General features: G+C 45.8%; 24 protein-coding genes and 1 tRNA gene. 16 read left to right on the top strand and 9 right to left on the bottom strand.

Going from position 1 to position 26,360, the window contains the following annotated elements; genetic code table 11:
- Positions 1–68: 68 nt before the first annotated feature.
- Together OCV77_RS01575 and OCV77_RS01570 are read left to right on the top strand one after the other, a co-directional pair.
- Entirely contained in the window at positions 69–254 is a 186-nt protein-coding gene (locus OCV77_RS01575; RefSeq protein WP_262572689.1) for a hypothetical protein, read from the top strand.
- A 60-nt stretch (positions 255–314) separates the two neighbouring features.
- Complete coding sequence (locus OCV77_RS01570) at positions 315–437, top strand: hypothetical protein (RefSeq protein WP_262572687.1); 123 nt, start codon at positions 315–317, stop codon at positions 435–437.
- A gap of 30 nt (positions 438–467) precedes the next feature.
- Here OCV77_RS01570 and OCV77_RS01565 read toward each other — a convergent pair whose 3' ends face one another.
- The 3 genes from OCV77_RS01565 to OCV77_RS01555 all read right to left on the bottom strand — a co-directional run bounded on the left by OCV77_RS01565 (position 468) and on the right by OCV77_RS01555 (position 2,675).
- Complete coding sequence (locus OCV77_RS01565; protein WP_262572684.1) at positions 468–1,595, bottom strand: SGNH/GDSL hydrolase family protein; 1,128 nt, start codon at positions 1,593–1,595, stop codon at positions 468–470.
- A 30-nt stretch (positions 1,596–1,625) separates the two neighbouring features.
- Positions 1,626–2,495: a VanW family protein gene (locus OCV77_RS01560; protein ID WP_262572682.1), complete on the bottom strand. Its 870-nt coding sequence runs from the start codon at positions 2,493–2,495 to the stop codon at positions 1,626–1,628.
- 109 nt (positions 2,496–2,604) lie between these two features.
- Positions 2,605–2,675, bottom strand: a tRNA-Gly gene (locus OCV77_RS01555).
- 184 nt (positions 2,676–2,859) lie between these two features.
- On the opposite strand from OCV77_RS01555, the gene OCV77_RS01550 reads away from it, so the two are divergent.
- Positions 2,860–4,350, top strand: a complete 1,491-nt coding sequence (locus OCV77_RS01550; RefSeq protein WP_262572681.1) for a methyl-accepting chemotaxis protein — start codon at positions 2,860–2,862, stop codon at positions 4,348–4,350.
- 82 nt (positions 4,351–4,432) lie between these two features.
- Here the strand turns inward: OCV77_RS01550 and OCV77_RS01545 are convergent, their stop codons facing one another.
- From OCV77_RS01545 to OCV77_RS01530, 4 genes are all read right to left on the bottom strand, one after another.
- On the bottom strand, positions 4,433–5,098 hold the full coding sequence (locus OCV77_RS01545) for a hypothetical protein (RefSeq protein ID WP_262572679.1): 666 nt from the start codon (positions 5,096–5,098) through the stop codon (positions 4,433–4,435).
- Between the two features lie 127 nt (positions 5,099–5,225).
- Positions 5,226–6,110 (bottom strand): glycyl-radical enzyme activating protein, encoded by an 885-nt coding sequence (locus OCV77_RS01540; protein WP_262572677.1) that lies wholly within the window; start codon positions 6,108–6,110, stop codon positions 5,226–5,228.
- A 13-nt stretch (positions 6,111–6,123) separates the two neighbouring features.
- Entirely contained in the window at positions 6,124–8,358 is a 2,235-nt protein-coding gene (locus tag OCV77_RS01535) for a pyruvate formate lyase family protein (RefSeq protein ID WP_262572675.1), read from the bottom strand.
- 141 nt (positions 8,359–8,499) lie between these two features.
- Complete coding sequence (locus OCV77_RS01530) at positions 8,500–9,336, bottom strand: helix-turn-helix domain-containing protein (protein WP_262572673.1); 837 nt, start codon at positions 9,334–9,336, stop codon at positions 8,500–8,502.
- A 194-nt stretch (positions 9,337–9,530) separates the two neighbouring features.
- Between OCV77_RS01530 and OCV77_RS01525 the strand changes: the two genes are divergently transcribed.
- From OCV77_RS01525 to OCV77_RS01470, 12 genes are all read left to right on the top strand, one after another.
- A complete protein-coding gene (locus OCV77_RS01525) occupies positions 9,531–10,877 on the top strand; it encodes an ABC transporter substrate-binding protein (RefSeq protein ID WP_262572671.1) in 1,347 nt (448 codons plus the stop codon).
- A gap of 133 nt (positions 10,878–11,010) precedes the next feature.
- The gene (locus OCV77_RS01520) at positions 11,011–11,727 is read left to right on the top strand and encodes a carbohydrate ABC transporter permease (protein WP_262572669.1); all 717 of its coding nucleotides are present in this window, start codon (positions 11,011–11,013) and stop codon (positions 11,725–11,727) included.
- A complete protein-coding gene (locus OCV77_RS01515; protein ID WP_262572667.1) occupies positions 11,705–11,920 on the top strand; it encodes a hypothetical protein in 216 nt (71 codons plus the stop codon). The genes OCV77_RS01520 and OCV77_RS01515 overlap by 23 nt, the downstream gene beginning before the upstream one ends.
- On the top strand, positions 11,913–12,752 hold the full coding sequence (locus tag OCV77_RS01510) for a carbohydrate ABC transporter permease (protein WP_262572665.1): 840 nt from the start codon (positions 11,913–11,915) through the stop codon (positions 12,750–12,752). Before OCV77_RS01515 ends, OCV77_RS01510 begins: the two co-directional genes overlap by 8 nt.
- An 80-nt stretch (positions 12,753–12,832) precedes the next feature.
- Positions 12,833–15,115, top strand: coding sequence for a glycoside hydrolase family 3 N-terminal domain-containing protein (locus OCV77_RS01505; protein ID WP_262572663.1), 2,283 nt, complete (start codon positions 12,833–12,835; stop codon positions 15,113–15,115).
- Positions 15,116–15,145: 30 nt separating this feature from the next.
- The gene (locus OCV77_RS01500) at positions 15,146–16,126 is read left to right on the top strand and encodes a glycoside hydrolase family 130 protein (RefSeq protein ID WP_262572661.1); all 981 of its coding nucleotides are present in this window, start codon (positions 15,146–15,148) and stop codon (positions 16,124–16,126) included.
- A gap of 43 nt (positions 16,127–16,169) precedes the next feature.
- A complete protein-coding gene (locus OCV77_RS01495) occupies positions 16,170–17,072 on the top strand; it encodes an AraC family transcriptional regulator (protein ID WP_262572659.1) in 903 nt (300 codons plus the stop codon).
- Between the two features lie 90 nt (positions 17,073–17,162).
- Entirely contained in the window at positions 17,163–18,326 is a 1,164-nt protein-coding gene (locus OCV77_RS01490) for a galactokinase (RefSeq protein WP_262572656.1), read from the top strand.
- A gap of 17 nt (positions 18,327–18,343) precedes the next feature.
- The gene (gene galT / locus OCV77_RS01485) at positions 18,344–19,855 is read left to right on the top strand and encodes a UDP-glucose--hexose-1-phosphate uridylyltransferase (RefSeq protein WP_262572653.1); all 1,512 of its coding nucleotides are present in this window, start codon (positions 18,344–18,346) and stop codon (positions 19,853–19,855) included.
- A 1-nt stretch (position 19,856) separates the two neighbouring features.
- Positions 19,857–21,581: a B12-binding domain-containing radical SAM protein gene (locus OCV77_RS01480; protein ID WP_262572652.1), complete on the top strand. Its 1,725-nt coding sequence runs from the start codon at positions 19,857–19,859 to the stop codon at positions 21,579–21,581.
- A 49-nt stretch (positions 21,582–21,630) separates the two neighbouring features.
- A complete protein-coding gene (locus OCV77_RS01475; RefSeq protein ID WP_118797192.1) occupies positions 21,631–22,164 on the top strand; it encodes a spore maturation protein in 534 nt (177 codons plus the stop codon).
- A gap of 287 nt (positions 22,165–22,451) precedes the next feature.
- On the top strand, positions 22,452–22,793 hold the full coding sequence (locus OCV77_RS01470; protein ID WP_118797193.1) for a nucleotidyltransferase domain-containing protein: 342 nt from the start codon (positions 22,452–22,454) through the stop codon (positions 22,791–22,793).
- Between the two features lie 35 nt (positions 22,794–22,828).
- On the opposite strand, the gene OCV77_RS01465 is transcribed toward OCV77_RS01470, so the two are convergent.
- Positions 22,829–23,776 carry an AEC family transporter gene (locus tag OCV77_RS01465; RefSeq protein WP_262572649.1) on the bottom strand — a complete coding sequence of 316 codons (948 nt, stop codon included), beginning with the start codon at positions 23,774–23,776 and terminating at the stop codon, positions 22,829–22,831.
- Positions 23,777–23,851: 75 nt separating this feature from the next.
- On the opposite strand from OCV77_RS01465, the gene OCV77_RS01460 reads away from it, so the two are divergent.
- Entirely contained in the window at positions 23,852–24,337 is a 486-nt protein-coding gene (locus OCV77_RS01460) for a restriction endonuclease (protein ID WP_262572648.1), read from the top strand.
- Between the two features lie 61 nt (positions 24,338–24,398).
- Here the strand turns inward: OCV77_RS01460 and OCV77_RS01455 are convergent, their stop codons facing one another.
- Positions 24,399–26,222 (bottom strand): DUF885 domain-containing protein, encoded by a 1,824-nt coding sequence (locus OCV77_RS01455; RefSeq protein WP_262572646.1) that lies wholly within the window; start codon positions 26,220–26,222, stop codon positions 24,399–24,401.
- Between the last annotated feature and the right edge of the window lie 138 nt (positions 26,223–26,360).

The raw sequence follows: 26,360 nt of genomic DNA, 5'->3' as shown, positions 1-26,360 counted from the left end.
GAAGCTGAGGTGCCCCGCAGAGAGCGAAAAATTGAGAAGAAAAGGGAAAGAAGAGAACCGGACGGGGCATGGAGAAGGAAAAGAAGCTGAGATGCCCCGCAGAGAGCGAAAAATTGAGAAGAAAAGGGAAAGAAGAGAACCGGACGGGGCATGGAGAAGGAAAAGAAGCTGTGGTGCCCCGCAGAGAGCGAAAAATTGAGAAGAAAAGGGAAAGAAGAGAACCGGACGGGGCATGGAGAAGGAAAAGAAGCTGAGATGCCCCGCAGAGAGTGAGAAATTGAGAAGAAAAGAGAAAGAAGAGCTTCGGACGGGGCATGGAGAGAAAAAAGAAGCTGAGGTGCCCCGCAGAGAGTGAAAAATTGAGAAGAAAAAGGAAAGAAGAGAATCAAGCGGGGCATGGAGAGAAAAAAGAAGCTGAGATGCCCAGCAGGGGTTAAAAAAACGAGAAGAAAAGAAATGGGAAGTCATCAGACTTCCCATTTCTTTTTAAAATATTCGGTCAAGACTGCTGCAGCCCGTTCATGGGAGGCAGGTCCCGGGTGTGCATGTGCACCGAGGTTGTCCGGTGTGGAATCGGGAAGCTGCAGGAAAGCAACATTGGAATCGCCGGTTTCATTGCGGTAGGTATTCATAGCTTCTGTGATAGCAAGAGTCAGATCATAACCAAGCATGCCGTAAGCCCATACGATATGCGAAGATTCATTGTGCTTTCTGAGTATCTTCAGAAAATCAATGACAGCCTGTTCAAACTTCAGAAGGTCTTCCCTGTTATAGGTGCCGTCTGGATTCTTGCGCTGCTTGCAGACTTCACCGGTTTCTGGAATGGTGAATGGGGGCTGTTCAAAAGCACTGGCATCATTGGTACCCAGATTTACTACAATAGCGTCCGGTACCCAGCTACGGAAATCGTAGGGTTTGGATACACCGAGGGATTCGTTGAATTCTCCGCCACATAGACCACACAGGGCTTCATAGCGGGAAGGGATATTGTGCCTTGTATCATTGTCCCAGCCGCAGTAAACTCCCCAGCCACCCTGGGAAAAGAGATGATAGTCAGCATTCAGGGCATTGGCAGTCATGACGGCATAATTCCGGCTGCTGCTCATATACATGGCAAGCCAGTCCGTATCCTCTTTGGCACCATAGGTACCTTCACCGGAGGTGATGCTGTCTCCGATAAATTCTATTTTATAACGTTTTTCGGAGGTTGGAAGGAAAAAGCCATCTGTCTGAAAGCCTTTTACAAGGATGTGGCAGTCATCGTCTTCTGTCATGGACTGCAGCTCACGCATGAATTTCATGTTTTTGACACTGTCCGGACTCATATTGCGGAACAGACAGATGGAATAGGAACCGGGCAGAAGCATCTGGCGGCTCATAAAGGAATTATTCAGTGCTGTATAGATCCAGGGCTCGTGGAAATCACAGTCTACCTCTAGATCGATCCACAGTTCAGAACCGGTTACATTGACCTCAATACCGCTTCCGTTAAAAAACAGGGGAAGAGGACACTGACCGGAAATATTTCTTCCGTGTACCTTATAATATTCTATTTCATTCAAAGAAAGGCTTTTCAGATTCTCATTTTTTTTCACAGGTATACCTCCTATTTAATAATCAAAAATTCAGCCAGCCTTCAGAATGCTTACAGTCAGAACTCCGTTGTCTGAAGAAGTCTGCAGCATAATGGGATAGCTGTAAGGATTGACAAAGGACAGATCCTTGTAGCCCTCTACGATCGCAGCATCCAGTCCTCTTGGAACATAGTCAACAGGAAGGGAATGCAGATAATGGGAAGCAGCCGGGATATCAGCAACTACCATGGCTGCATACAGAGTAGAGGATACCTGACAGATACCTCCGCCTACACTGGTAACCACTCTGCCGCTGGCAAAGGAAGGCGCTTCCACATAACCGTTTGCAGTGGTTCTCGTACCTACGGAAGTGCTGTAGGAGAAACGTCCGCCTGCAGGGATCACAAGTCCATTAATACGGGAAGCGGACAGGATAACATTGGTGGCGCGGGCCTCTGTGGTATCAAAGGTCGTGGTATAGCTGCCAAGAACACCTTCTGCTAAGCCTTTACCGGCATCAAAAACAGCCTTTCTGTTTTCTGCTTTGCCATTTGTGATGTAATGACGGTAATAAGAGGGAAGATCTGTACCGTAAACGGCCATCAGATCAGGGTTCTGACACATATAAGCCTTCAGATTGAATTGGGCATTGCCGTTCCGTCCTTCTGCCATCCCGGTTTTGATGAAATGAGAAAGCAGGGCAGCAGGATCATTGCCAATGGAGGCCTGCAGATCCGGATAGGTCTGATAGTAATAATCAGCGTCAAACACAGCGGAATAGTCTGTAATCTGAGAAACCGCACCGGCAGATATTGTCTGCGCAGCAGGCGCTGCGTTTACCGGAAGCAGAGGAGCGGCTGACAGAGAAAGAACTGCAGCGCCTGTCAGGACAGGCAGGGTAACACGTAAATTATGTTTCATAGGAATGCTTCCTTTCTTTTGGATGGTGCAGAGTAAACAAATGCGCCGGGAGCGCCATGAATACCTGCTGAATGTATATGGGTATCAGGATAAAAAAGTGCATGCAAAGAGCGGGTGATGGGAATCGAACCCACGTATCCAGCTTGGAAGGCTGGTGTTCTACCATTGAACTACACCCGCATATCAGATATGTTATTACAATTCTCACGAACAGATGTTATCATACCACAGAAGAACCTGAAAGTCAACGAAAAAATTGAATAAAAGATTGTAGATTATAGGAAAAAGGTACAGAAAAATTGACATAAGGGTACGATGTTCTTACAATAGAGATAACTAAAATTTCAAAGGGGATGGGTTAAAAATGAGTTTAAAAGAAAAGCATGCATTCAGTGAGAAGCAGCTTGTAAATCAGAGGTTTCTGGTATGTTACGGATCCGTGATCGGCATTCTGCTTCTGGCGTATATCGGGGAGTACATCAAGGGTAACAGGACACCTGGTTATCTGGCGGTATTCTGTACCATTATGATGATCCCGTTTCTTGCATGCATGATCCTGTATTTTGTGAAGAATAAGGAAAGTGCAGCGATCAAATACATAGGAATGGGCGGTTACCTGATCCTGTATGCCTATGCAATGTTTACATCAGACAGTATCATCGCATTTGTTTACATTCTTCCCATGCTGACGGCGATCACACTTTTCCAGAATGGAAAGTTCAGTCTTGGAGCCGGATCACTGTCAGTTGCTATCAATGTATTTTATATTGTGGAAGAAGTGGGAAACGGCAGGGCAGACAGCAGTTCCATCATCAATTATGAAATTGCCCTGGCAGCAGTGCTTCTTGTGGATGTGTTCTGTATCGTATCCTCCAGAAATCTGGAGAGGATCAGCAATTTCAAGATGGCGCAGATTTCTGAGGAAAAAGAGCATACCGGGGAGATCCTGGAGAATATGACTTCCACCACCGGTGAGCTGATCGAAAAGATCACTGCTATTGATGCGCAGTCCAAGGATATGGAGTCCCAGGGTGAAAACAGCAAAAATGCGATCGAAGAGATCGTGACCGGAGCCAATGACCTGGCACAGACGATCCAGAAGCAGCTTGAAATGACAGAAAATATCGGTGTGCAGACGGACAATGCAGTACAGATTTCGGACAGGATCAGTGAGAAATTCCAGACCACACTGAAGATCACGGAAGAAGGCAATCAGGATATCGGACAGCTCCGGGCAGCGTCAGCTCAGACAGAGAGTGCGGGCGGCGAAGTCAGTGCGACCATGAACACATTGCTTGAACAGATCGAGGAAGCCAATAAGATCCTGCAGATGATCGCCGGTATCACGACACAGACCACGCTTCTTGCGCTCAACGCAAGTATAGAGGCTGCACATGCAGGCGAAGCTGGCAAGGGCTTTGCGGTAGTTGCAGATGAGATCAAGAATCTGGCAGCAGGCACAGAGCAGGCAACCCAGCAGATCAAGGACATTTTGGCACAGCTTACAGAGCAGGCAGATGCTGCCGGAAGAAGTGTAGGCAGCCTTGTGGAGACGAATAAGGCGCAGGCAGAGCTTGTGGAGAAGACAGGTGAGGCCTTTGCAAGGATCAAAAAGGACATTGACCAGGTTTCAGCTGACATGGCAGAACAGACTACCGGTATGGGTCAGGTCAAGGACAGCAACCATGAGATCGTACAGTACGTGGAGAACTTAAGTGCATTCAGTGAAGAGCTGCTGGCAAATATCGAGAATACAAGAACCCTGACAGATGGTATGATCCAGGGAACCAAGCAGATCAGCGACATGCTGGATGAGACCAAGAAAGAAGTAGAACTATTGAAGACCATGGTGTAGTGGAGGACAGCAGAAGAAACAGGCGGTGTCAGAGTCCGGCCACGGATGAAGAGGCATAAGCTGCAGATAAAAAGGAAACCGGTCAGACGGTGATGCTGCCGGTTTCGGAATCATAGGCCAGATAAAGGTGGACACCATCTTCAGTGTAGGTTTCCACAGGAAGCTCGATATCGTAGGTAACCCCTTCTGTGGTTTCCAGTGTAAGCATCCAGGGTGTGTTTTCTGCATTTCGTTTGATCTGGAGTCCTGTCAGGGACTGGGTCGGAGAAAGACTTTCAAGTCCGGAGAGGATATTGATACGGGCTCCTGCACTGTCCTTCTGATAGAGGGAGATCAGATCGAAGGAAAAAGAAGTATTATTGGTCAGAGAAAGAGGAATAGCTGTCAGTTCGGCGGCATCCTCTTCTTTTTTTGTATTTCCAAGCTGTGCAAGATAATCCTGATAGGATGCGATCAGCGTATCCATTGTGGACATCAGCAGGGTGATCTCCTCCTCTGACATGTCTTTCAGGTTATAGGACTGTATGGTATTCAGGTCATCCTGCAGGACGGAAAGAGCATCATCATAGGAGGTATCATCTACTTCCTTATGGACTTCTACTACTTCATTATGGATCTGTACAAGTTCTGTATATTTATCCTGTGCGGCCGCAAGCATCTCAGCGGAGGGAGCACAGCCTGTAAGGAAAGTAACAAGGAATGCCAGAATGAGGAAGAACGGAAGAAAATATTTATAGTAATGTTTCATAATAATTTTGTTAATCTCCTGCGAAAAGCTTTTTAATAACAGTATAAAGAATAAGGAGAAGAATAACAAGAGGAAAAAATAAACCTGATGGACAGCCAGATCGTGACTGACTGTCCATGATAATCTGTCAGCACATAGATGGATTGCTGGCAGCATAGTTCCAGAAAGCCTTCTGCTCCATACTGGCATCAGGAAGGTCAGAAAGGGAATAATCCCTGCCAAGCTGTTCCCATTTGGAGCTGCCAAGGGAGTGATAGGGCATGATCTCACAGGATTGGATACAGGAGTAGGATTCCTGTAAATGACGTATAGCAGAAAAATGCTCTTCTGTATCGTTACAGCCGGGAATAATGGGGCAGCGGAGAATGAGAGGATGATGGATCTCATTCATATATGCAAGGTTCTCCAGCATGAGGTGATTATCAACACCTGTCAGCCGCCTGTGGAGTCCAGCACCAGTAGCTTTATAGTCCAGCAGGAACAGATCCACATAACGGGTAAGCTCCCGAAATCGTGCCGGTGCAACGATGCCATTGGTTTCCAGACAGATGTGCAGATTTTCTTTCTTTGCTTCGGTGAGAAGCTCAAGCAGAAAATCGTACTGCGTAGTAGGTTCTCCGCCAGAGATTGTGATGCCGCCACCGCTCTGTTCAAAATAAGGCCGGTCCTTTACCACTTCTGAAAGGATATCCTGTACACTGCGTTCCATGCCGAAAATCTTCAGGGCATTTGTTAGGCATTCCTGTACGCAGGTGCCACAGGCAGTACACAGAGAACGGTCTATATGATGTCCGTTTTCATCAAAAGAGTGTGCATGAACCGGACATACAGTAGTACAGCGCTCACAGCCAATGCAGTTGGAAGCTGTGTAGGAAAGTTCCGGCTGCTTTTGGAACGATTCCGGATTATGACACCAGAGACAGCGAATGTTGCAGCCCTTTAGAAAAACAGTGGTGCGGATCCCAGGACCATCGTGGAGACAGAATTTCTGTATATCAAAAATAATACCCATATTTCCTCACAATCTAGGAAGCAAACGTAGTACGTCTGATAATTTCTTCCTGTACAATGGGATCCAGTTCTACAAAGCGGGCACTGAAGCCACCGATCCTGACAATCAGGTTCTGATATTTCTCGGGATGCTCCTTGGCTTTGATCAAGTCATCCTTTCCAATTACCATCAGATTCAGCTGACTGCCATTATTCATGAAAAATGCCTGGATAAGCTGTTTCATTTTATCAAACTGGTCTGTAAACAGTTCTTTTGTAAAACGGATGTTATTAATCACGCCGGCATGCAGTGAGTGATCAAATTTGCGCATGGAATTTAAAAGTGCGGTGGCACCACTTCTGTCACAGCCAATAGAAGCCCCGTTGGCATTGGCAAGAGCTTCTCCATTTTTCCTTCCACAGGCAGATGCCATGGTGACATTGCCCCAGACAGCGCTTTCGCTATTATTGACACTGACCATCATGTATTTATCAAGGCCGGTCTGATCTGTAAGGGCGAGGCTGGCCTTTGCGATATAGTTAAAGACACGGATTGCCATGCGGTCGGCTTCATCATTGTCGTTTCCGTACTTGGGGCAGGACTGCATAAGCCTGCGCTCCTTTTCATAGCCTTCAAAATTGGCATCCAGTATACTTACAAGCTGTTTTAAACTCATGATCTGCCTGTCATAAACAAGGGTTTTGATTGCAGTAAGACTGTCAGCGGCAGATATCATACCCATGATTTCAGTCATGCCGTGAAAATAGCGGACACCACCTTCTAAAAGAGGTTTACCTTTTTCCAGACAGTCGTGCATCAAAAGACTCAGATGAAGACACCCGGCATTTTCGGCAATGATATCGTAACAGTCTTTTTCTGCAAAGGCTACAAGAGTAAGCTCAGGATCTATCTGTGCAGTAAAGGCATCCCAGAGATCTTCAAAGGTTGCAAAATCCTCTACAGCACCAGTGTCGGGACCGGCCTGTACCTGATAATACATATCTCTGCCGTGATGAAGGGCAAGCTCCAGTGCTTTCAACAGATTCAGGGAGCTGTTTGGAGTCCCCACACTCCGTCCCTCCAGAATATATTCACCACAGCCGGCCGGAATATAGCTCATGGCATCGTCCAGATTTACCTGAAAGGCTTTCTGGATAGCGGGAATATTGGTATCGTCACTGTACAGGATCGGAAAGGAGCAGCCTTCGGCATTTACCTGAAGGGCTTTGTCAAAAACAGTCTGGTTCATACCCTCGTAGCATCGTAATGTCAATTGTGGGATAACCTCTTTTGTCCGCCTGGTGGTTTCCATAAGGAGAAGAGCAAGCTGATCTGCATTCTGGGGATTTCTTCGTCCAAGACCACCAAGGATGATGCGGGCGTCATGGATCTTGCCGATTCGCCTGATCTTTCCATAAAGATCAGTAAGATAGCTGATAGCTGTTTCTTCATCAATAATGCCCTGCTGAAGATCTGCAGCATAGAAATCGCCAAGATAAATATCCATACGGCCATAATTCATCAGGTCAGATATCACAGCATAGATCCAGAAAAGCTGCAGGGCTTCTAAAAAAGTATTTGGTTTCTGATAACGGATGCGGCTGAGGTCAGCGTAAATACGGCGCAGCTCTGTATTATCGGGATCCTTTTCCAAAAGGCTGCAGAGCTGATATTTGTAGAAATCAATGGCATCCTCAACTGTAGTAATCGTGATCAGCAGAGCCTGGATAAAAGGATCTGTCTGGTCCTTCAGTGCAACTTCCTCATAAAGATGGTGAAGTCCAAGCTGAAGAAGCTTGTCCAGATCGGGTATGGTGAGGGCAAGACGGCCATCAGGAATGCTGGAAACGCCAAGGCGCCCTTCTTCCCCCAGTCTGTGTACAGCCTTTTGATATGGATCGAGATGACCATGCTTTGATGCAAAACGATCATTCAGCTTGTACAGAGTACGTTCTGTATGCCAGTAAGCAATGGCAGCTTCTATTTCATCAATCCGGGACAGGAATTCCCTATTATCGTCAAGAAGTTTTCTTGCCTGATCCTCTTCAAAAAAGTAAATGTATTTGCCGCCATATTGCGGACTGAAGCCAATAAAGGTGTGGTGAATACTGCCAGCAAGAAGATCTCCCTTCTGGAAATCCTGTAGAATGTGCGGAATCTGAAGCTTCAGTATGCGTGCCTCCCGGAGATACTTGTTCTCATTTGTGCGGTAAATTTCGGTAAAATGTAAAAAATAATCAAAGGTATCTTGGATATGTTTTCTATTCATTGTATAGATCTCCTGTCATATAATTCTGTTATCCTGCAGTTCTGAAAAATAGATTAATGAGACTGATTTCAGTGTATAACAGAAGTAAAAAATTCACCTTTACTCTATGCGCTTTTTATTATGCTGTATTGATAAGTTCTGTTACATATGCCTTGCGGCAAAATCCTTTGGAGTGCAGTGATAAATAGAGTGAAATACATTATAGAAATGACTCAGATTATTAAATCCGCACTGATAACAGATCTCAGTAATGCTGTACTTATTAGAAAGGATCAGCTCACAGGCATATACCATACGCTTACTGTTGATATACTCCGTGGGAGACATTTTATAATACTTCTGAAAGGAGCGGATCACGTGGGCCTGGGAATAGTTGCATAATTCCATGAGCCTTTGGAGCCCCTGGATATAATTGTGACGTTTGCTCATTTCAATATCCAGCTTGTAGAGCCAGTCCGGAATCAGCTGAGTTCTTGTATGGACAAATTCTGTTTCTGCGCCAAGCAGAGGATAATAGAGCTCAGAAGCGAAGGAACGGAATAAGGGGCGGCATTTTTGACTGGGGTACAGGGAAGCGAGCTCTAAAAGCATATCACGCAGATGATCAAACTGTTTTCCTTCTATTTTAAGGTGAATAGGAAGCAGAGGAGAGTCAATGACAGAAGGGGAAATGCCAAGGTATGAAAGAACGGGGGCGATTTCACTTATATAATACCCGATGTTAATGATCTTGAAATCAAAATAGTTAATGGCAGCGTAGCTGTGGACATCATTAGGGCGTATAAAGACAAGACTTCCCTGGGACAGGAGCTGCTGGGAATTATTGATGCTGTGAACAGCTTTGCCATAAGTTACCAGAAAGACCTCATAAAAATCATGATAATGATCTGGAAAAGTATCAGCAACACTTGTCTGGTACAGGGCACGGGGACCAAAATCATATTCTTCTTTTGCAAGTTTCAGAAAGATAGGTAGCATGAATCATTCTCTCCTTCAATAAAAAAGATTACCTATAAAATAAGTGTTCACATAAAAATTATCAATAGGAAATTCAAAAAAAGGAAAGATCAATATACCATAAAACATAGTCAACATGAAAGAGGAAAAAGGGACTGATATGGTGTTTAATAAAGTCAATCCAAATAAAAATGAACCAAAGGGAGGGCATCATAATGAAGAAAAAATGGATTGCAGCGATTATGACTGCAGCAATGGTTATGACAACACTTGCCGGATGCGGAAGCAGTACCGGTACAGCAACAGAAACTGACAGCACTGCAGCAGAAACACAGGAAACAGAGGCAGCAGATGACAGTACGGCAGCAGGAGATGTTACTTTGTCTCTTGCATTCCATTATCCGGAAGATTTCTATGAAGAAAATATTGTTCCTGTTGTGGATGAATTCAAGAAGCTTCACCCTGAATTAAAAGAAGTAAAATTTACAACACTGTCAGGTGCAAGTGATGAACAGCAGGTTACCAGACTGACTGGTGGACAATATGAGGATGTAATCCTTGTTCCTTCTGTTCTGCTGGCAAGTGAGCTGCCAAATTATTTTGCACCTCTAGGAGATGCGACAGAAATGGCATCAAAATACTATTATGGTGACTATATGCAGTATGAAGGCCAGAGCTATGGCATTCCGATCGGTATCGTATACGAAGGACTTCTTTACAATAAAACAGTTTTGGATACATACTGTGATGGCGTGGTTCCCAAAACTCTCGATGAGCTGTATGCAGATCTCGAAAAGTGTAAAGAAAATGGTATTACGGGTATTTACACAAATGCAGGTTCTGTATGGACCATGCGTTACTGGGACAATCTGGCAATCACCATGTCTGGTGATGATGATTATGCAAATAAGATTCTGACAGATCAGACTCCGTGGGCTGAAGGAAGTGCTTTAAGAGAAGCTGATGATATTCTGGCTGATTTTGCAAAGAAGGGATATGTAGAAGCTGATGTTGTAACAGCAGATCAGTGGGATTCTTCACTGACATCCATTGGCGGAGGGAAAACTGCATTTATATTTACAGGTACATGGGCATTATCCCAGGCACAGGAGCATGCAGAAGAACTTGGTCTTTCCGCTGATTCTATTGGGTTTATTCCTTTCCCTTACAAGAATGATGTAAGTGCGGACAATAAGCTCAGAATGAGAATTGCGCAGGATCTGTTTATGGGTGTTAATAAGAATTCTGAAAACCTTGAGCTTGCAAAGGAATTTTGTGCATTCTTCTGTGAGAATATGGCCTTGGCACTTGGTATGAATGAAATCATGATTGACGGTGGTGAAAACCAGCCTGATCTTGCGTTCCTGCAGGATCTTGATTATGTAGAGACTTATACTTCTCCTGCAAAGGATCCTAAGATTCAGGAAATGGCAGGAACTGCTGAGATAGATGTTTACTCTTTCGATGGATATCTTCTTGATTATGTTATGCTGCCGGTTATGAATGGTGGAGAGCCTGAATATGATAAGCTGAATGAGCTCTGGGGAAAGAATTTCCAGTAAGCAGCTTCAGCACATGATAGCCTGATGGGAGGGCGGTATACGCTCTCCCATTCATTATACTATATGATATCAATATAGTATAAAAAAGACAAAAAAATAGTGAGAAAGTCGGAACAGGATGGAGGTACAGCAATTGGCAAAACAAGAAAAAGGGAAACTGGGATCCAAAAGAAAATGGCAGAAAAGAAAGATATTGATTCTGTTCTTAACAATTCCGATGCTCTTTCTTCTGTATTTTACAGTATATCCTATCATTACCATGTTTTATTACAGCTTTACGGACTGGAAGGGTTCTGTGTCACCGTATGATTTCGTGGGCGTTTATAATTACAAAAATATTTTTACAACAGAATCCTACAGAAATGTATTTGTGACGGCAGGTTATTATCTTCTGGCAGGGCTTCTGCAGCAGGTGCTCTCACTGTTTCTCGCAGTGATCATGAACAAGAAGCTGCGTGGGAGCGGCTTTTTTAAAGGAATCATTTTCTTCCCGTTCATTATGAATGGTGTAGCGGTAGCTATGGCATTCCGTATGTTCTATCAGATCGGTGGTGGATTGGATACGCTGATGAATGTGGCAGGTTTTGGTGACTATATTAAGGTATGGATTTCAGATCCTAAAACCTGCAATTTTGCACTGGCATTTATTTTCCTGTGGAAAAATGTGGGCTACAGCTTTCTGATCTATCTTGGAACTATGCAGTCTATTTCCTCGGAATATTATGATGCAGCAGCAATTGACGGAGCCGGGGGCATGGGCAATGTTCAAAGCCATTACTTATCCGAATATCAAAATGATTGTCGGACTGATGGCGACTTTCTCCATTGTGAATTCTATTTCTGTATTTGACATTCCTTATGTTCTCACGAATGGAAAGAATGGAACGAACTCTTTTTCCACAACACTTATTGAGACAGCATTCAGCTATAACAAATATGGACAGGCCTGTGCCATGGCAATCTGTATGCTGGTGATAGCAGCTGTTGTTATGGTGTTTAAGAATATTGTTTTCAAGGAGGAGAATGAGAATACATATGAGTGATAAAGTAAAAAAATACAGTATAGCTATCCTGAAATACATCATATTGATCTTTGTGGCATTTGTTGTCATTTATCCTCTGATCGGTGTTTTTCTGGCTTCCTTTAAAACGAAAATTGAATATCTCTCCACGGGCAGCATGGAGCTTCCAGAAAACTTTAAGAATTTCAGCAATTATGCAACTGTAATGATAAAGGGAAATTTGCTCAGAGGATTTGCAAATACTATTTTTATTATAGTATTTGCCTGCATCATATCTACTGTATTGTGTACAATGGTTGCCTTCTGCCTGTCCCGTTTCCAGTTTAAGGGAAAGGGATTTATTGACAGATTTTATATGATGGCTTCCTTCGTGCCAGGCATTATCGTACATCTGATCATTTTCAAGGATTTTGCCAGAGTAGGTCTTGTCAATAATCTGTTCAGTGTTGTTATCCTATATTCCGGAGTAGATATTGTAAGCCTGTATCTTTACAGACAGTATCTGAATCAGATTTCCATTTCTGTAGATGAGTCTGCATTAATGGAAGGCTGTTCCTACTTCAGGATTTACTGGAATATTCTGCTCCCGATGTTAAAACCGGCGATTGTAACTGCCTGCATTATTAAAATTACATATATTTATAATGATTTTTATACAGCATTTCTGTATCTGCCGGCAACAGAAAAAGGTGTCATGTCAACAGTGCTGTACCGCTTTATTGGTCCTTACTCGTCAGAATGGAGTGTGATCGCAGCAGGAATTATCGTGGTGAGTATACCTGTATTTGTAGGATTTATATTTGCACAGAAATGGATCTACAAGGGATTTTCAGATGGCGCAGTGAAAGGGTAAACAGGCTGGGCGATGAAAAAGTAAAAACAGATATTTAAAAGGAGAGAACTGCTGGAAGCAGAACTGCAGGATATAGAAAAATGAACAGAAATAGTAGCGAAAACAGATCATGGATGGATACCGGTAAAAGTGCAGGAGAACGTGCTGACCTGCTGCTTGCGGAAATGACACTGAAAGAAAAAGCAGGACAGCTGAATCAGAAGCTTTATGGATTCCGGATCTATGACAGAAAGGGTGATACTGTTACCCTGAAGGATGAATTTTATAAAGAGGTGGAGAACTGCGGAGGACTTGGAGCCCTGTACGGGCTGTACCGTTCGGATCCCTGGTCGGAGAGAGATTATGAAAACGGTCTTTGCGGAGAAATGGCCATAAAATTGTATAATGAGATCCAAAAGTACGTAATGGAGCATTCTAGACTTCATATTCCGGTCATGATGAGCTCGGAATGTCCTCACGGGCATCAGGCGCTGGACGGATATCTTCTTCCGGTTAATCTGGCTGCTGGTGCAACGTTTCATCCGGAACTTTTGCGGAAAGCATATCGTGTCTGTGGCAGTCAGCTGAAAGGTATGGGTGCCCACCTGGCGCTGTGCTCCATGTTGGATATGCTCCGGGATCCCAGATGGGGAAGATCTGAGGAATGCTATGGTGAGGATCCTTTCTTAAGCAGCAATCTGGCGGCAGCAGCGATCACGGGACTCCATGAAGGCGGTGTACAGGTGGTAGCCAAGCATTTTGCTGCACAGGGAGAATCAACTGGTGGCGTAAATGCCAGTGCAGCAAGAATTGGAGAGCATGAACTCAGAGAAATCCATCTGCCGGCCATGCAGGGTGCAGTAAAAGCCGGTGTAAGGGGTGTCATGGCTGCCTATAATGAGATCGATGGTATCTACTGTCATGCAAACAGGAAGCTGCTGACAGAGCTGCTGCGGAATGAATTCGGATTCGATGGCATTGTTATGGCAGATGCACTGGCAATCGATCAGCTTGATAAAATGACAGGTGATGGAACCGTTTCAGCAGGACTTGCACTCCGGGCAGGTGTAGATGTCGGGCTTCTGGACGAAGCCTACAGCCATCTGGAAGAGGCGGTAGGAAAAGGACTGATCACAGAGGATGAGATCAATCAGGCGGTACGCCGTGTCCTGAAGCTGAAATTTGAAGCGGGTATCTTTGAACATCCATTCGTTGAGGAAAATATGCTGCCGGAGTTTTCTTATGAGGAGTATCCGGAATCATTGAATCTTGCCAGAGAATCTGTGATTCTGTTGAAAAACAGGGAAAACAGCCTGCCTCTTGAAAATGCCGGAAGTATTTTGGTTACTGGCCCAAATGCAGATGATATTTACAGCCAGCTTGGTGATTATACACCGCCTGTCAGGGAAAACTCGGTAACTACTGTTTATCAGGGAATTCATAAACAGTATCCGGAAGCAGAGATCCTTTTCGCAAAGGGAAGTGACCTGACAGAAACTACAGAGGAAATGCTTCTGGAAGCAGAAGAAAAAGCGGAAAAATGTGATGTGAGCGTTGTGGTTCTTGGTTCTTCATCCAGCCGCTTTACAGCGGCTGACTTTGATGCAAACGGTGCAGCCAGACTTTCTGATCACTTATATATGGACTGCGGGGAAGGCATGGACCGGTCAGAGCTGAATATCCCGGAAGCCCAAATGAGGCTGTTCCGCGCAGTACGGGCAAAGAGCAAAAAGGTGATCACTGTTGTTATAGCCGGACGTCCCATGATAATCAATGAAGTGGAAAAGGAGTCGGATGCTCTTCTTTTATCCTTCTATCCAGGACCCTGCGGCGGACAGGCCATTGCGGAGATCCTCCGTGGTATTGTAAATCCGTCCGGAAGACTTCCGGTATCCCTTCCGAGAGCAAACGGACAGCTGCCGGTTTATTATAATTACAAGAGCTCCTATCAGGCAATGCATTATCTGGATGAGAAGCAGAGTCCGTTGTTTTCCTTTGGATATGGGCTTGATTATACAGAATATACCTATACAGGTGTAAAGCTGGAGAAAAAGGAAATAACAGAAGAACAGCTTCATAAAACAGGAGTGGAACTGCAGTTTAAGGTAAAAAATGCAGGGGACAGGGAAGGCTTCTGCGTTCCTCAGCTGTATATCACAGATCTGCAGGCTTCTGTAGTACGCCGTGTCCGTGAACTGAAGGGATTTACCAAGATCCGCCTGAAACCGGGAGAAGAAAAAGAGGCAGGAATACGGATTGCCTTTGATGAGCTTGCATTGTATAATTGTGATATGAATAAGGTAGTAGAACCCGGAATGTTCCGTATTGTCCTAATGGATCAGGACAGGGAACTGTGGCAGGGAGAACTTAAGGTAACAGAATAAACAGAAGAATTACCAAAGGATGGAATACGTATGAGTAAGATTATTGGAAAATCACTGCCAAATATTCCATGGCAGGACAAGCCGGAAGGATATACCATGCCGGTATGGCGCTACAGCGAAAATCCGATCATCGGAAGAAACGGAAATAAGGTTTCCAACAGTGTTTTTAACAGTGCGGTAGTTCCATTTGAGAATGGCTTTGCAGGGGTATTCCGCTGTGACAGCAGATCTATCAGTATGGATATTTTTGCGGGAAGAAGCAGGGACGGCATTCACTGGGAAATCGAGGATGAGCCGATCCATTTCGAGGGAGCGGATGAGGAGATCCTTCACAGGGAATACCGTTATGATCCGAGGGTCTGCTTCCTGGAGGACAGATATTATATCACATGGTGCAACGGCTATCATGGACCGACGATCGGCGTAGCCTATACCTATGATTTCAAAAAATTCGTACAGCTTGAAAACGCATTTCTTCCCTATAACAGGAATGGTGTGTTGTTCCCGGAGAAGATCAATGGTATGTACGCACTGCTCTCGAGACCCAGTGATACAGGACATACTCCTTTTGGTGATATTTTCGTCAGCTTCAGTAAGGACATGGAATTCTGGGGACATCACAGACATATCATGGGGCCGATCCCCGGAGATGAGTCTGCATGGCAATGCACCAAGGTAGGACCTGGGCCTATCCCGATCAAGACTGATGAGGGCTGGCTTCTGATCTATCATGGAGTTATCACGACCTGCAATGGCTTTGTTTACCGTATGGGTGTGGCACTTCTGGATCTGGAGAAGCCATGGAAGGTACTGGCGAGATCCAAAGAATATATTCTGGCGCCTCACGAATATTATGAGTGTGTTGGTGATGTGCCGAACGTAACCTTCCCCTGTGCAGCACTGACAGATGCAGATACAGGAAGGATCGCAATCTATTACGGATGTGCAGATACTGTGACTGGTATGGCATTTACGACTGTGGATGAGCTTCTAGCGGCAGCAAGAAGATAACAGGGAAGCAGAACAGAATGAGGGCTACAGAAAGGAGCCGGGTGTGGAAAAAGCATATCAGCGTGAGTTCACCGGAGAAAAAAGCGGAAGCTTATATGTGAATTGCTGCGGATTGTCAAGGACAGAGCCACTTCACAGCTTTGGCCCGGCCTTAAAGCCCCATTATCTGATCCACTATATCGTTAGTGGCAGGGGAAGGCTTCAGCTTGGCGGCAAGGAATATCCGCTGGAGCAGGGCTACGGCTTTCTGATCCCACCAGAGGAGCTTGCTTTTTACCAGGCGGATGAAGCAGATCCCTGGACGTACGTGTGGGTGGGATTCTATGGCTCTCTGGCACAGGATGTGCTGAATTCCATGGGACTGTCCCTGACAAGCCCGGTATTTAAGACAGATAAAGGGAAAGAGATTTATCAGTCTGTGAAGGATATGCTGGAGCACAATACCTTTGGAGTATCCAATGAGCTCCGGAGAAATGGACAGCTTCAGCTATTCCTTTCCCTGATTGCAGAGAGTGCACCGGTTGAAGAAAGGGGAGAGGATGACAAGGCAGATACCTATGTGAAACGGGCTGTTGCTTTTATTGTCGGGAATTACTGCAATCCCATCAAGATCACGGATGTTGCCGATTACGTCTGTATTAACAGGAGCTATCTCTATACATTATTTAAGAAAGCCATGGGAATGTCACCCCAGCAGTTCCTTTCGGTATTCCGCCTGACTAAGGCGGCGGAGCTTCTGCAGGTAACGGCACTTCCGGTAGAAAGTATCGCCCTTTCCTGCGGCTATACGGATCCGCTGGTATTTTCCAAGGCATTCCGGCAGTTAAAGCAGATGTCACCCTCAGCATACCGTAAGGAGATGCAGAAGGGGGAAACCAGGAAGAATCAGGAATATCTGAAGCAGATCGAGGATTTTATCAATCAGGTCAATAAAATAAACGGTTAACATTTTGACAGGTTTGTATAACAAACCTGTCTGTTTTTTTTATTGGTATTAATTTACCATAAGGGTACAAAGGTGAATGGAGGGTTGGCAATGAAAGAAACAGTTTTAAAGGAATTTGGAAAAGTATTTGGGGATACAGATGGCGTGAAGGTGTTTTTTGCACCGGGACGTGTAAATCTGATTGGAGAACATACAGACTATAACGGAGGTCATGTTTTTCCCTGTGCACTGACGATCGGAACCTATGCTGCCGCCAGGGTGAGAAATGACAGAAGACTCCGTTTCTATTCTATGAATTTTGAACAGCTTGGTGTGATCGATTCTTCCCTTGACGGTCTGAAGCCGGAGAAGGAGGCAGACTGGACCAACTATCCGAAGGGTGTTATGTGGGCATTCGGGGAGAGAGGCTTTGAGATCCCGCAGGGGATGGACATTCTGTTAAATGGTAATATTCCCAACGGATCCGGACTTTCTTCCTCTGCATCCGTAGAGGTGCTGACAGGAGCAATCCTGCGTGATTTCTTCGGTTTCCAGGTAAGCAATCAGGATCTGGCACTGATCGGCCAGTTCTCTGAGAATAAATTCAACGGTGTCAACTGCGGCATCATGGATCAGTTTGCTATCGCCATGGGTAAGAAGGAGCATGCGATCTTCCTTGATACAGCTGATCTTTCCTATGCCTATGTGCCGGTGAAATTACAGAATGCGAAGATCGTGATCGCCTGCAGCAACAAGAAGAGAGGACTTGGGGATTCCAAGTACAATGAAAGAAGAAGCGAGTGCGAAACAGCACTGGCAGAGCTGCAGAAGGTAGTAGATATCAAGAGCCTTGGCGAGCTGAGTGAAGAGCAGTTTGAAGAATATAAGTTTGCGATCAAGGACGAAACAAGGGTCAGAAGGGCAAAGCACGCAGTTTATGAGAACCAGAGAACGCTGAAGGCAGTAAAGGCACTGGAGGCCAATGATATCGCACAGTTTGGACAGCTTATGAATGCTTCTCATGTTTCTCTTCGTGATGACTATGAGGTAACCGGTATCGAGCTTGATGCACTGGTTGAGGAAGCATGGAAGGTGCCCGGTGTGATCGGATCCCGTATGACGGGTGCAGGCTTTGGAGGCTGTACTGTAAGTATCGTAGAGGATGATGCGATCGATACCTTTAAGAAACAGGTCGGTGATGCCTATCTTGCAAAGATCGGCTATGCGGCAGACTTTTATGTAGTAGAGATTGGAGACGGCCCGGTAGTTTTATAAGGCAGGGGAGATAAGAAATGGAACAGAAAAAGATTTTTGACAATATCAGGAAGCTGACAGCATATGGGATCCTGACCGGACTTGTGCCGGAGGAGGACAAAATCTATACCATCAACAGACTGTTAGAGCTTTTTCAGCTGCAGGAGATCGATGACAGTGAGGAAGAAGTATGTGTTTCTGTAGAAGATCTGGAGGGGATCCTTGCCGAAATGCTGGATTATGCATATGAAGCAGGATTGATGGAAGAAAACAGTGTGGTTTACCGGGATCTGTTTGATACGAAGATCATGGGCATGCTGGTCGCAAGACCGAGTGAAGTGATCCGCACCTTCCGCGCACTCTATGCAGAGAACCCGAAGAAGGCTACCGAATATTATTACAAATTCAGCTGTGATACGGACTATATCCGCAGATACCGTACCAGGAAAGATAAAAAGTGGATCGCCTCTACAGAATATGGAGATCTGGATATTACGATCAACCTCTCCAAGCCGGAGAAGGATCCAAGGGCTATTGCAGCAGCCAGGAATGCGAAGCAGTCAAGCTATCCGAAGTGTCAGCTCTGCCGCGAAAATGAAGGCTATGCAGGCAGACTGAACCATCCGGCCAGACAGAACCACAGGATCATCCCGATCACTATTCAGGGAAGTGAGTGGGGATTCCAGTATTCTCCTTATGTATATTACAATGAGCACTGCATCGTATTTAACGGACAGCATGTGCCGATGAAGATCGATCACAATACCTTCTGCAAGCTGTTTGATTTTGTGAAGCAGTTCCCGCATTATATCCTTGGCTCCAACGCGGATCTGCCGATCGTGGGAGGCTCTATTTTAAGCCATGACCATTTCCAGGGCGGTCATTATGAGTTTGCCATGGCAAGAGCTGGTGTGGAGAGAAGCTTTAGTGTTCCCGGCTTTGAGGATGTGGCAGCAGGCGTTGTGAAGTGGCCCATGTCCGTGATCCGCCTTTCCGGAGAGGATACAGAGAGGATCATTGCACTGGCAGATAAGATCCTGGATGCCTGGAGAGGCTACAGCGATGAGGCAGCCTTTATCTTTGCAGAGACAGACGGAGAGAAGCACAATACGATCACACCCATTGCCAGAAAGAGAGATGACAGATATGAGCTGGATCTGGTACTCCGCAATAACATTACTACAGAGGAGCATCCTCTTGGTGTGTATCATCCCCATGCAAAGCTGCATCACATCAAGAAGGAAAATATTGGTCTGATCGAGGTGATGGGAGTTGCCGTACTTCCGGCAAGGCTGAAGGGTGAGATGGAAGCCTTAAAGGAAGCTGTGCTGACAGGAAAGGATATCCGTAAGGATGAGGTTCTTGCAAAACATGCAGACTGGGTAGAGGAATTTTCTGCAAAGTATGATAAGATAGATGAGGAAAATATCGATACTGTCATAGAAAAGGAAATCGGTCTGGTGTTCATGCAGGTTCTTGAGGATGCAGGCGTTTATAAGAGGACTGCAGAGGGACAGGAGGCATTCGACCGGTTTATCAAGAGTCTGTAATATGAAATTTTTACTGGTTGGAATTAATTCCAAATATATCCATTCCAACCCTGCGATTCATTATCTGAAGCTGTATGCAGGGGAGGAATATCAAAATACCGTTGAACTGGCGGAGTATACGATCAATCATCTGAAGGAGCAGATCCTTTCCGATATTTACAGGAGAAGGCCGGATGCGGTCGGCATCTCCTGCTATATCTGGAATTTCAGGATGGTGCAGGAGCTTTTACCGGAGATCCACAAGGTACTGCCCGGCCGGGATATCTGGCTTGGAGGACCGGAGGTTTCTTTTGAGGGAGATGAAGTGCTTGCGCAGTTTCCTTATGTGACAGGGATCATGACAGGAGAAGGAGAGGAAACCTTCCGTGAGCTGCTTTCCTGCTACAGGGATGAGAAGGATTATCATGGAGTAAAGGGATTACTTCTGCCAGACGGATTTACAGGAAGCAGAAGGGAGCTGTCGATGGATGAGCTTCCTTTTTTGTATACTGATCTGCAGGAATATGAGAACAGGATCCTGTATTATGAAACCTCAAGAGGCTGTCCGTTCCGGTGTACCTACTGTCTTTCTTCCATAGAAAGAAAGGTGCGCCTCAGGAGTCATGAAAAAGTGGAGCAGGAGCTTTCTTATTTTCTTGCAAAGAAGGTACCGCAGGTAAAGTTTGTGGACAGAACCTTTAACTGTAACCGGGAGCATGCCCTTTTCATCTGGAATTATATCAGGGAACATGACAATGGTGTCACAAATTTCCACTTTGAGGTGGCTGCAGATATCATGAATGAAGAGCAGCTTGCAGCACTTGCTGCGATGCGGCCAGGGCTTGTGCAGCTTGAGATCGGTATTCAGACGACTAATGATAAGACACTTCATGAGATCAACAGGTATGCGGATACGAGACATATCGCCGGAGTGGTCGCAAGGCTCCGGGAGCCTTACAATATCCATATCCATCTGGATCTGATCGCCGGACTGCCCTATGAAGATTATGAAAGCTTTGGGCGCTCTTTTGATGAGGTCTATGCCATGAAGCCGGAGCAGCTTCAGCTTGGATTCCTGAAGGTGCTGAAGGGCTCGCCCATGTATCACATGACGGAGCAGTACGGGATCGTCTATCAGAGTACACCGCCTTATGAGGTGCTTTATACGAAGTGGCTCAGCTTTGACGCGATCCTGCGGCTCAAACGGATCGAGGAAATGGTAGAGCTTTATTACAATTCCAATCAGTTCCGGAAAACACTGCTGGTGCTGGAACAGGCTTTTTCAGGACCCTTTCAGATGTATTCCAGGCTCGCAGATTACTACGAGGAAAAGGGCTATTTTATTAATACACCGGCAAGGAGCTACCGCTATCAGGTGCTTCTTGATTTTGCCATGGAAAGGGAGCCGGAAAAAGCAGACCTTTATACAGAGCTTCTGACCTGTGATTATTATCTTCGGGAAAATGCCAAGAGCAGGCCCTCCTTTGCGGCTGATCAGACCTGTTATTACAGGGAAATGGCGGATTTCTATGAAAAGGAAGAGAAGGAGCCGGAGATCCTTACGGGATATGAGGGCTATCATGCTAAACAGGTGATGAAAATGACCCATATGGAAGCTTTCTTTTATCCGGTGTGGGAGAACTGTCCGGAGAAGATCTGCGAAAGGTGGGAGAAGCCGGGCTTCCTGCTGTTTGATTATGAGAAACGAAATCCGCTCACCGGAGATGCCAGAACGGTGCTGATCTGAAGGAACCCGGCATATACTGATAAGGAATCAGCCTATCAGGAGCCTTTATATGGCATTTGTGCTTACCAATCTGTCGAATATGATCATCCCGGCGCTGGTCTTTTATATTATTGCTTACGGACTTGCCAGTCACTGTAAGATATATGAGGATTTTGTAAAAGGGGCGAAGGAAGGGCTGAAAACTGTGGTGGGGATCATGCCGACACTGGTGGCACTGATGATCGCAGTGGGAGTACTCCGATCTTCCGGCTTTCTTGATTTCCTGGAGGAGCTGTTCCTGCCGGTCTCAGAATATCTGCACTTTCCGGCACAGCTCCTGCCGCTTTCCTTTATCAGGATGTTTTCTTCTTCGGCCGCTACCGGGCTGGTGCTGGATATTTTCAAGAATTACGGGACAGATTCCTATATCGGGCTTGTCACTTCGATCATGATGAGCTGTACGGAAACGATTTTTTATACAATGAGCGTTTATTTCCTGGCGGCGAAGGTCACGAAGACCAGATATACGCTGCCGGGAGCACTGCTTGCCACGATTTCCGGGATCATAGCCAGTGTGGTGATCGCAGGGGTAATCAGTGGATGATAAAGGCTTTGTTCGGGATTATAACCGTAATTGTTTTTTGAAACCTTAATAGCGTATTCAAACTTATTATGGCTTGAAAATTTTTCAAGAGAGTTAAGCGTGCCCCGGCCTTTTTTTACATCAAGCGGATATCATATAATATATGTATTGTATCATAATTTACACCAATTATTAAGTAAAATGGAAAGTTATTTGCACCTAGACAACATTAAAAATCATAGATAAATGCACATGGATCCGAAATTTAATAAAACATAAAGTAGTAAAAGCAGAAAGGAGACTCTGTTATGCCCGATGTTATGAGCAATCTGTTGGAACGCTATATTGGAGAAGTGAAAAACCTTTTTGGCGGCAGTCTGCGTCAGGTTATTTTATATGGCTCCTATGCAAGGGGAGATTACCGGGAAGATTCTGATGTGGATGTGATGATACTGGTAGATCTTACAGATATGGAAATCAAGGAATATCAGAGAAAACTTTCTGATCTGACTTTTGACTTTAACATGGATAATGATCTGGATATAAAGCCTATCGTAAAGAATGAAGGTCACTTTCTGAAGTGGATACAGAATTATCCTTTTTACTCCAATGTGAAAAGGGAAGGAGTGGTATTGTTTGGAGCAGCATGATAATGGAACCAGAAAAGATCTGGTAAAATATCGGATCAGATCAGCCCCAAACTCTTGATGAGATACAGAAACAGTGTCAGGGTCACGGAGCTGAAAAAGGTTGTGGTGACCACTACACTGGAGGTCAGGACTCCCTCATGTCCCATATTTTTGGACATGATGTAGCAGCTTACGGTAGTGGGGGAGCCGAGCATCACAAGGATACCCACAAGCTTTTCACTGGTGAAGCCCATATAGGCGGCGATCGGAAGAAAGATGATCGGCCAGAGTAATAATTTCATAGCAGAACAGATCAGCGTTGGCTTAATTTCAGCCAGCGCTTTTTTGCCCTCAAAGCCGGCACCAAGGCCGATCAGGGCAAGCGGTGTTGCCAGAACAGCGATATTATTTACGGTCTTTTCTGCGATCACTGGCATGGAGATGGGAAGCAGGGAAAAGATCATGCCGGCGGCAATGCCGAGGATAATGGGATTTGTCAGGATGCCCTTCAGTGACTTCTTCAGGGCGGCAGGGGATAAGCCGCCATTTCCTTCTGCAGTCAGGGAAAGAATGATAACTGCAGCTACATTATAAAGAGGCACCGTGCCGATGATCATAAGTGGAGCCATTTTGGCATCTCCGTAGATATTCTGGATAAAGGCGATTCCAAGGACAGCGGCACTGCTCCGGTAGGAAGCCTGTACAAATTCTCCAACCAAGTCCTTTCTACGGGACAGGCAAGCTGTTATAATCCAGGTAAAGGCAATACAGAATAAGGTGGTGAAGAAGCAGAACAGGACATAACGGGTATCCCAGACCTCAGAGAAATCCGAGGAAGCGATATCGCGGAAGAGCAGGAAGGGAAGCGTCACCTTGAAGTTGAAGGAGTTTAAGGTCTTTACGAAGGAGGCATCCAGAAAGTGGATCTGCTGCAGGATGTAGCCAAAGACCATAAGCAGAAAAATAGGGATAGTTGCATTCAGACTGAATATCAGATTTTCCATAAGTACTCCTTTATATTGCTTCTTTGCGCAGCTGTATTGTCGAAGCTGAAACGATTGTAAGGCGGTTTGGCTGTTTTGTCAATTGGAGGAAAGGATGTGGACAACATGGCGACAATAAATGGAATGCTGTGGATAGCGGGTGCCGGAGCCGGGATCATATTGCTGATCGTGCTTCTGGTGTTTTTTGTGAAAAGAAAGAAAAAGTCCCCGGATGTCTTTGAGGACATGGAGGGACATGAATTTGAATATTTCTGCGCAGACCTTCTGGCTGACAGGGGCTTTACCGAGGTTGAGGTGACGAAGGGGAGCGGAGATTATGGCATTGATATTCTGGCGCAGAAGGATGGGGTGACCTATGCGATCCAGTGCAAGCGTTATACGGCACCGGTAGGGGTCAAGGCCATCCAGGAGGCCTATGCGGGAAGAGATTATTATGACCGGATGGTCGGGGCAGTCATGACCAATCAGTACTTCACGACACCGGCGGTAGAGGCGGCGAAGAAGCTGAAGATCCTGCTGTGGGATGGCGGTTATATCGAAGGTATGCTGGAGGAAAACTGAGTCCGGCAGCCTGCACCGTGCAGCTGCAGTCATATGCGGCGTGGTGACTTTTTTGCAAAAGTCAGGAGGCAGCATACAGGGGCAGCATCTCCCTCAGTGACTGGAAGTCTGCAGGCCCCTTTTCCAACAGGAACTGGTGGAACCGGTACAGGGAGAAGTCCTTTTCCCACAGCACCATGGCTTCTTCCTTCAGCTTCAGGATTTCCAGATAGCCCACATAGTATTTGGGATAGCTGCAGGGCTCCTCTGTCAGATAAGCATAAACGGAATCTACAGAAGAAGGATCAGTGATGCCGATGGTCTTAAGGATCCCGGCAACCTGCTCTTTCGAAGCTCCATCGTAATGGATAGCGATATCAAGAAGCGAGTAGAGTCCGAGGTGGAGATTACGGTTTAACCGGCAGGCCTCGTAGTAAGCGGCAGCATGGGGATTGTGCACAGCCATTTCCCTGGCATAGTCATAAGAGAGATTTTCCGCATAGTAGGCCCAGCCCTCGGTGTAGCCGCCGTAGTGGAGAAGATACCGGAGAGCCGGTGTTTCCATTTTTCCAAGATACTGTCTGCTGTAAATAGTCTGGTAGAGATGCCCGGGATAGCCTTCATGGGCCAGGGTGGTGTAAAGGGACAGGTTATCATGGAAATTGCTTCTGTTCAGACAGATCGTCTGAGTGCTCCAGTCATCAATCGGGGAGATCAGGTAGTAGGCAGGGCTGGTGTATTCCTCCATGGAGGAAGGAACCGTTTTCAGTACGACAGATACAGGAGAGAGTGGATCGGAAGCACAGGGGACAGGAAAATCCTTCTGGATCCGTTCATGGAGCTGCTTTAGGGCACCGGAGGCGGAGGACAGGGAAAGATCCAGGGAAGCAGTCAGCTCACTGTCACCGATCTCAGGATATTTTGTAAGGAGTGAAATCAGGGCATTATAATTATTCTCATAGTCTTCGTAGAGAAGAAGCTTGGTTTCGGATATGGGACGGTTACTGCCTGTAGTGGCAGAAAGAAGATACTCATAGTAAGCTTTTCCGTCAGGAAGGCTGGACAGTCCGGCTGGTGTGTGGCCATATTTCCGGAAGGAAGTAAAGGTGTCAGCCATTTTCACGTAGGCGGGGGCAAGGACGGACTGGAGCAGGCTGTCATTTCTGGCACAGAACACTTTCCCGTCTTCTTCACTTATACTGCCATCTTTTACGAGAAGGGAAACCTTTTCTTCAAATGTCTTCTGAAGAAAATGAGAGCCATCGAGGGCATCTTCCGGAAGAATGGTACTGCACTGCTTTATGACCTTATCTGCGGCTGCATGTGACATGAACAGACCGGCTTCTGCTTTCTCCTTTTCATAGAGAAGGAGACCGTCAAGGTAATCACCGGACTGTTCCAGCAGGGAAAGATAATCCTCCACATCCTTTCTGCTGCGGAAGGCATAGTCGGCAAGAAGGGAAGGAAAGCTGTTCTGGATCCCGCTTCCAGGGGAAAAGGGCTCCGGATAATAAGGGAAGGCGGTGGCTTTCAGCTGGGACTGCAGATAGCGTTCTGTCAGCAGACAGGTATAGGCATCCTCGGAAGAGAGGTGGTCCGTTGAGATCCTGGAAAGCACGGACAGTGCATTTTTCAGGGAGGTAGTCTCCTTTTCCCGGTCTTCTTCTGCACCGGTGTAAACAGGAAGAACGGGATCTTCATTAAAACCATAGGTGGAAGGATCAGCGATCAGGTAATGAAGAGTAAGAGTGTTGCCGGACAGCTCCGTATGAAACAGCTTTGATGAATACAGACGGAAAAGAAGGGAATCACTGCGGAAAACCAAAAAGCTGCCGGCAAGGAGTACGAGCAGGAGGAGCATAACGGGAACAAGATATTTTTTTTGACGGAAGAAATGATATTTCAAGGAAAACTCCCTAAAGAGGACTTCTATCCATTATATGCGGTGCGGTAAGGGAAAATGCTGTAAAAATGCCCTGTTAATGGGAAAATCAGAGCAACAATTAACGTAGACGGAAGTATGGCAATATGATAGAATAAAAAA

It is taken from the genome of Suilimivivens aceti (genome assembly GCF_025567405.1).
Taxonomy (GTDB): Bacteria; Bacillota; Clostridia; order Lachnospirales; family Lachnospiraceae; genus Suilimivivens; species Suilimivivens aceti.
The sequence above is the reverse complement of the archived record's forward strand: the minus strand, read 5'-3'. Positions and strand labels throughout refer to the sequence as shown.

What these genes read in the sequence shown, in the direction of transcription:
- OCV77_RS01475 (WP_118797192.1), top strand. Translation starts at nt 21,631, where the DNA reads ATGGCATTTGTGCTTACCAATCTGTCGAATATGATCATCCCGGCGCTG.
- OCV77_RS01505 (WP_262572663.1), top strand. Translation starts at nt 12,833, where the DNA reads ATGAACAGAAATAGTAGCGAAAACAGATCATGGATGGATACCGGTAAA.
- OCV77_RS01560 (WP_262572682.1), bottom strand. Translation starts at nt 2,495, where the DNA reads ATGAAACATAATTTACGTGTTACCCTGCCTGTCCTGACAGGCGCTGCA.
- galT (WP_262572653.1), top strand. Translation starts at nt 18,344, where the DNA reads ATGGAACAGAAAAAGATTTTTGACAATATCAGGAAGCTGACAGCATAT.
- OCV77_RS01480 (WP_262572652.1), top strand. Translation starts at nt 19,857, where the DNA reads ATGAAATTTTTACTGGTTGGAATTAATTCCAAATATATCCATTCCAAC.
- OCV77_RS01575 (WP_262572689.1), top strand. Translation starts at nt 69, where the DNA reads ATGGAGAAGGAAAAGAAGCTGAGATGCCCCGCAGAGAGCGAAAAATTG.
- OCV77_RS01500 (WP_262572661.1), top strand. Translation starts at nt 15,146, where the DNA reads ATGAGTAAGATTATTGGAAAATCACTGCCAAATATTCCATGGCAGGAC.
- OCV77_RS01540 (WP_262572677.1), bottom strand. Translation starts at nt 6,110, where the DNA reads ATGGGTATTATTTTTGATATACAGAAATTCTGTCTCCACGATGGTCCT.
- OCV77_RS01570 (WP_262572687.1), top strand. Translation starts at nt 315, where the DNA reads ATGGAGAGAAAAAAGAAGCTGAGGTGCCCCGCAGAGAGTGAAAAATTG.
- OCV77_RS01465 (WP_262572649.1), bottom strand. Translation starts at nt 23,776, where the DNA reads ATGGAAAATCTGATATTCAGTCTGAATGCAACTATCCCTATTTTTCTG.
- OCV77_RS01550 (WP_262572681.1), top strand. Translation starts at nt 2,860, where the DNA reads ATGAGTTTAAAAGAAAAGCATGCATTCAGTGAGAAGCAGCTTGTAAAT.
- OCV77_RS01525 (WP_262572671.1), top strand. Translation starts at nt 9,531, where the DNA reads ATGAAGAAAAAATGGATTGCAGCGATTATGACTGCAGCAATGGTTATG.
- OCV77_RS01510 (WP_262572665.1), top strand. Translation starts at nt 11,913, where the DNA reads ATGAGTGATAAAGTAAAAAAATACAGTATAGCTATCCTGAAATACATC.
- OCV77_RS01490 (WP_262572656.1), top strand. Translation starts at nt 17,163, where the DNA reads ATGAAAGAAACAGTTTTAAAGGAATTTGGAAAAGTATTTGGGGATACA.
- OCV77_RS01535 (WP_262572675.1), bottom strand. Translation starts at nt 8,358, where the DNA reads ATGAATAGAAAACATATCCAAGATACCTTTGATTATTTTTTACATTTT.
- OCV77_RS01470 (WP_118797193.1), top strand. Translation starts at nt 22,452, where the DNA reads ATGCCCGATGTTATGAGCAATCTGTTGGAACGCTATATTGGAGAAGTG.
- OCV77_RS01530 (WP_262572673.1), bottom strand. Translation starts at nt 9,336, where the DNA reads ATGCTACCTATCTTTCTGAAACTTGCAAAAGAAGAATATGATTTTGGT.
- OCV77_RS01545 (WP_262572679.1), bottom strand. Translation starts at nt 5,098, where the DNA reads ATGAAACATTACTATAAATATTTTCTTCCGTTCTTCCTCATTCTGGCA.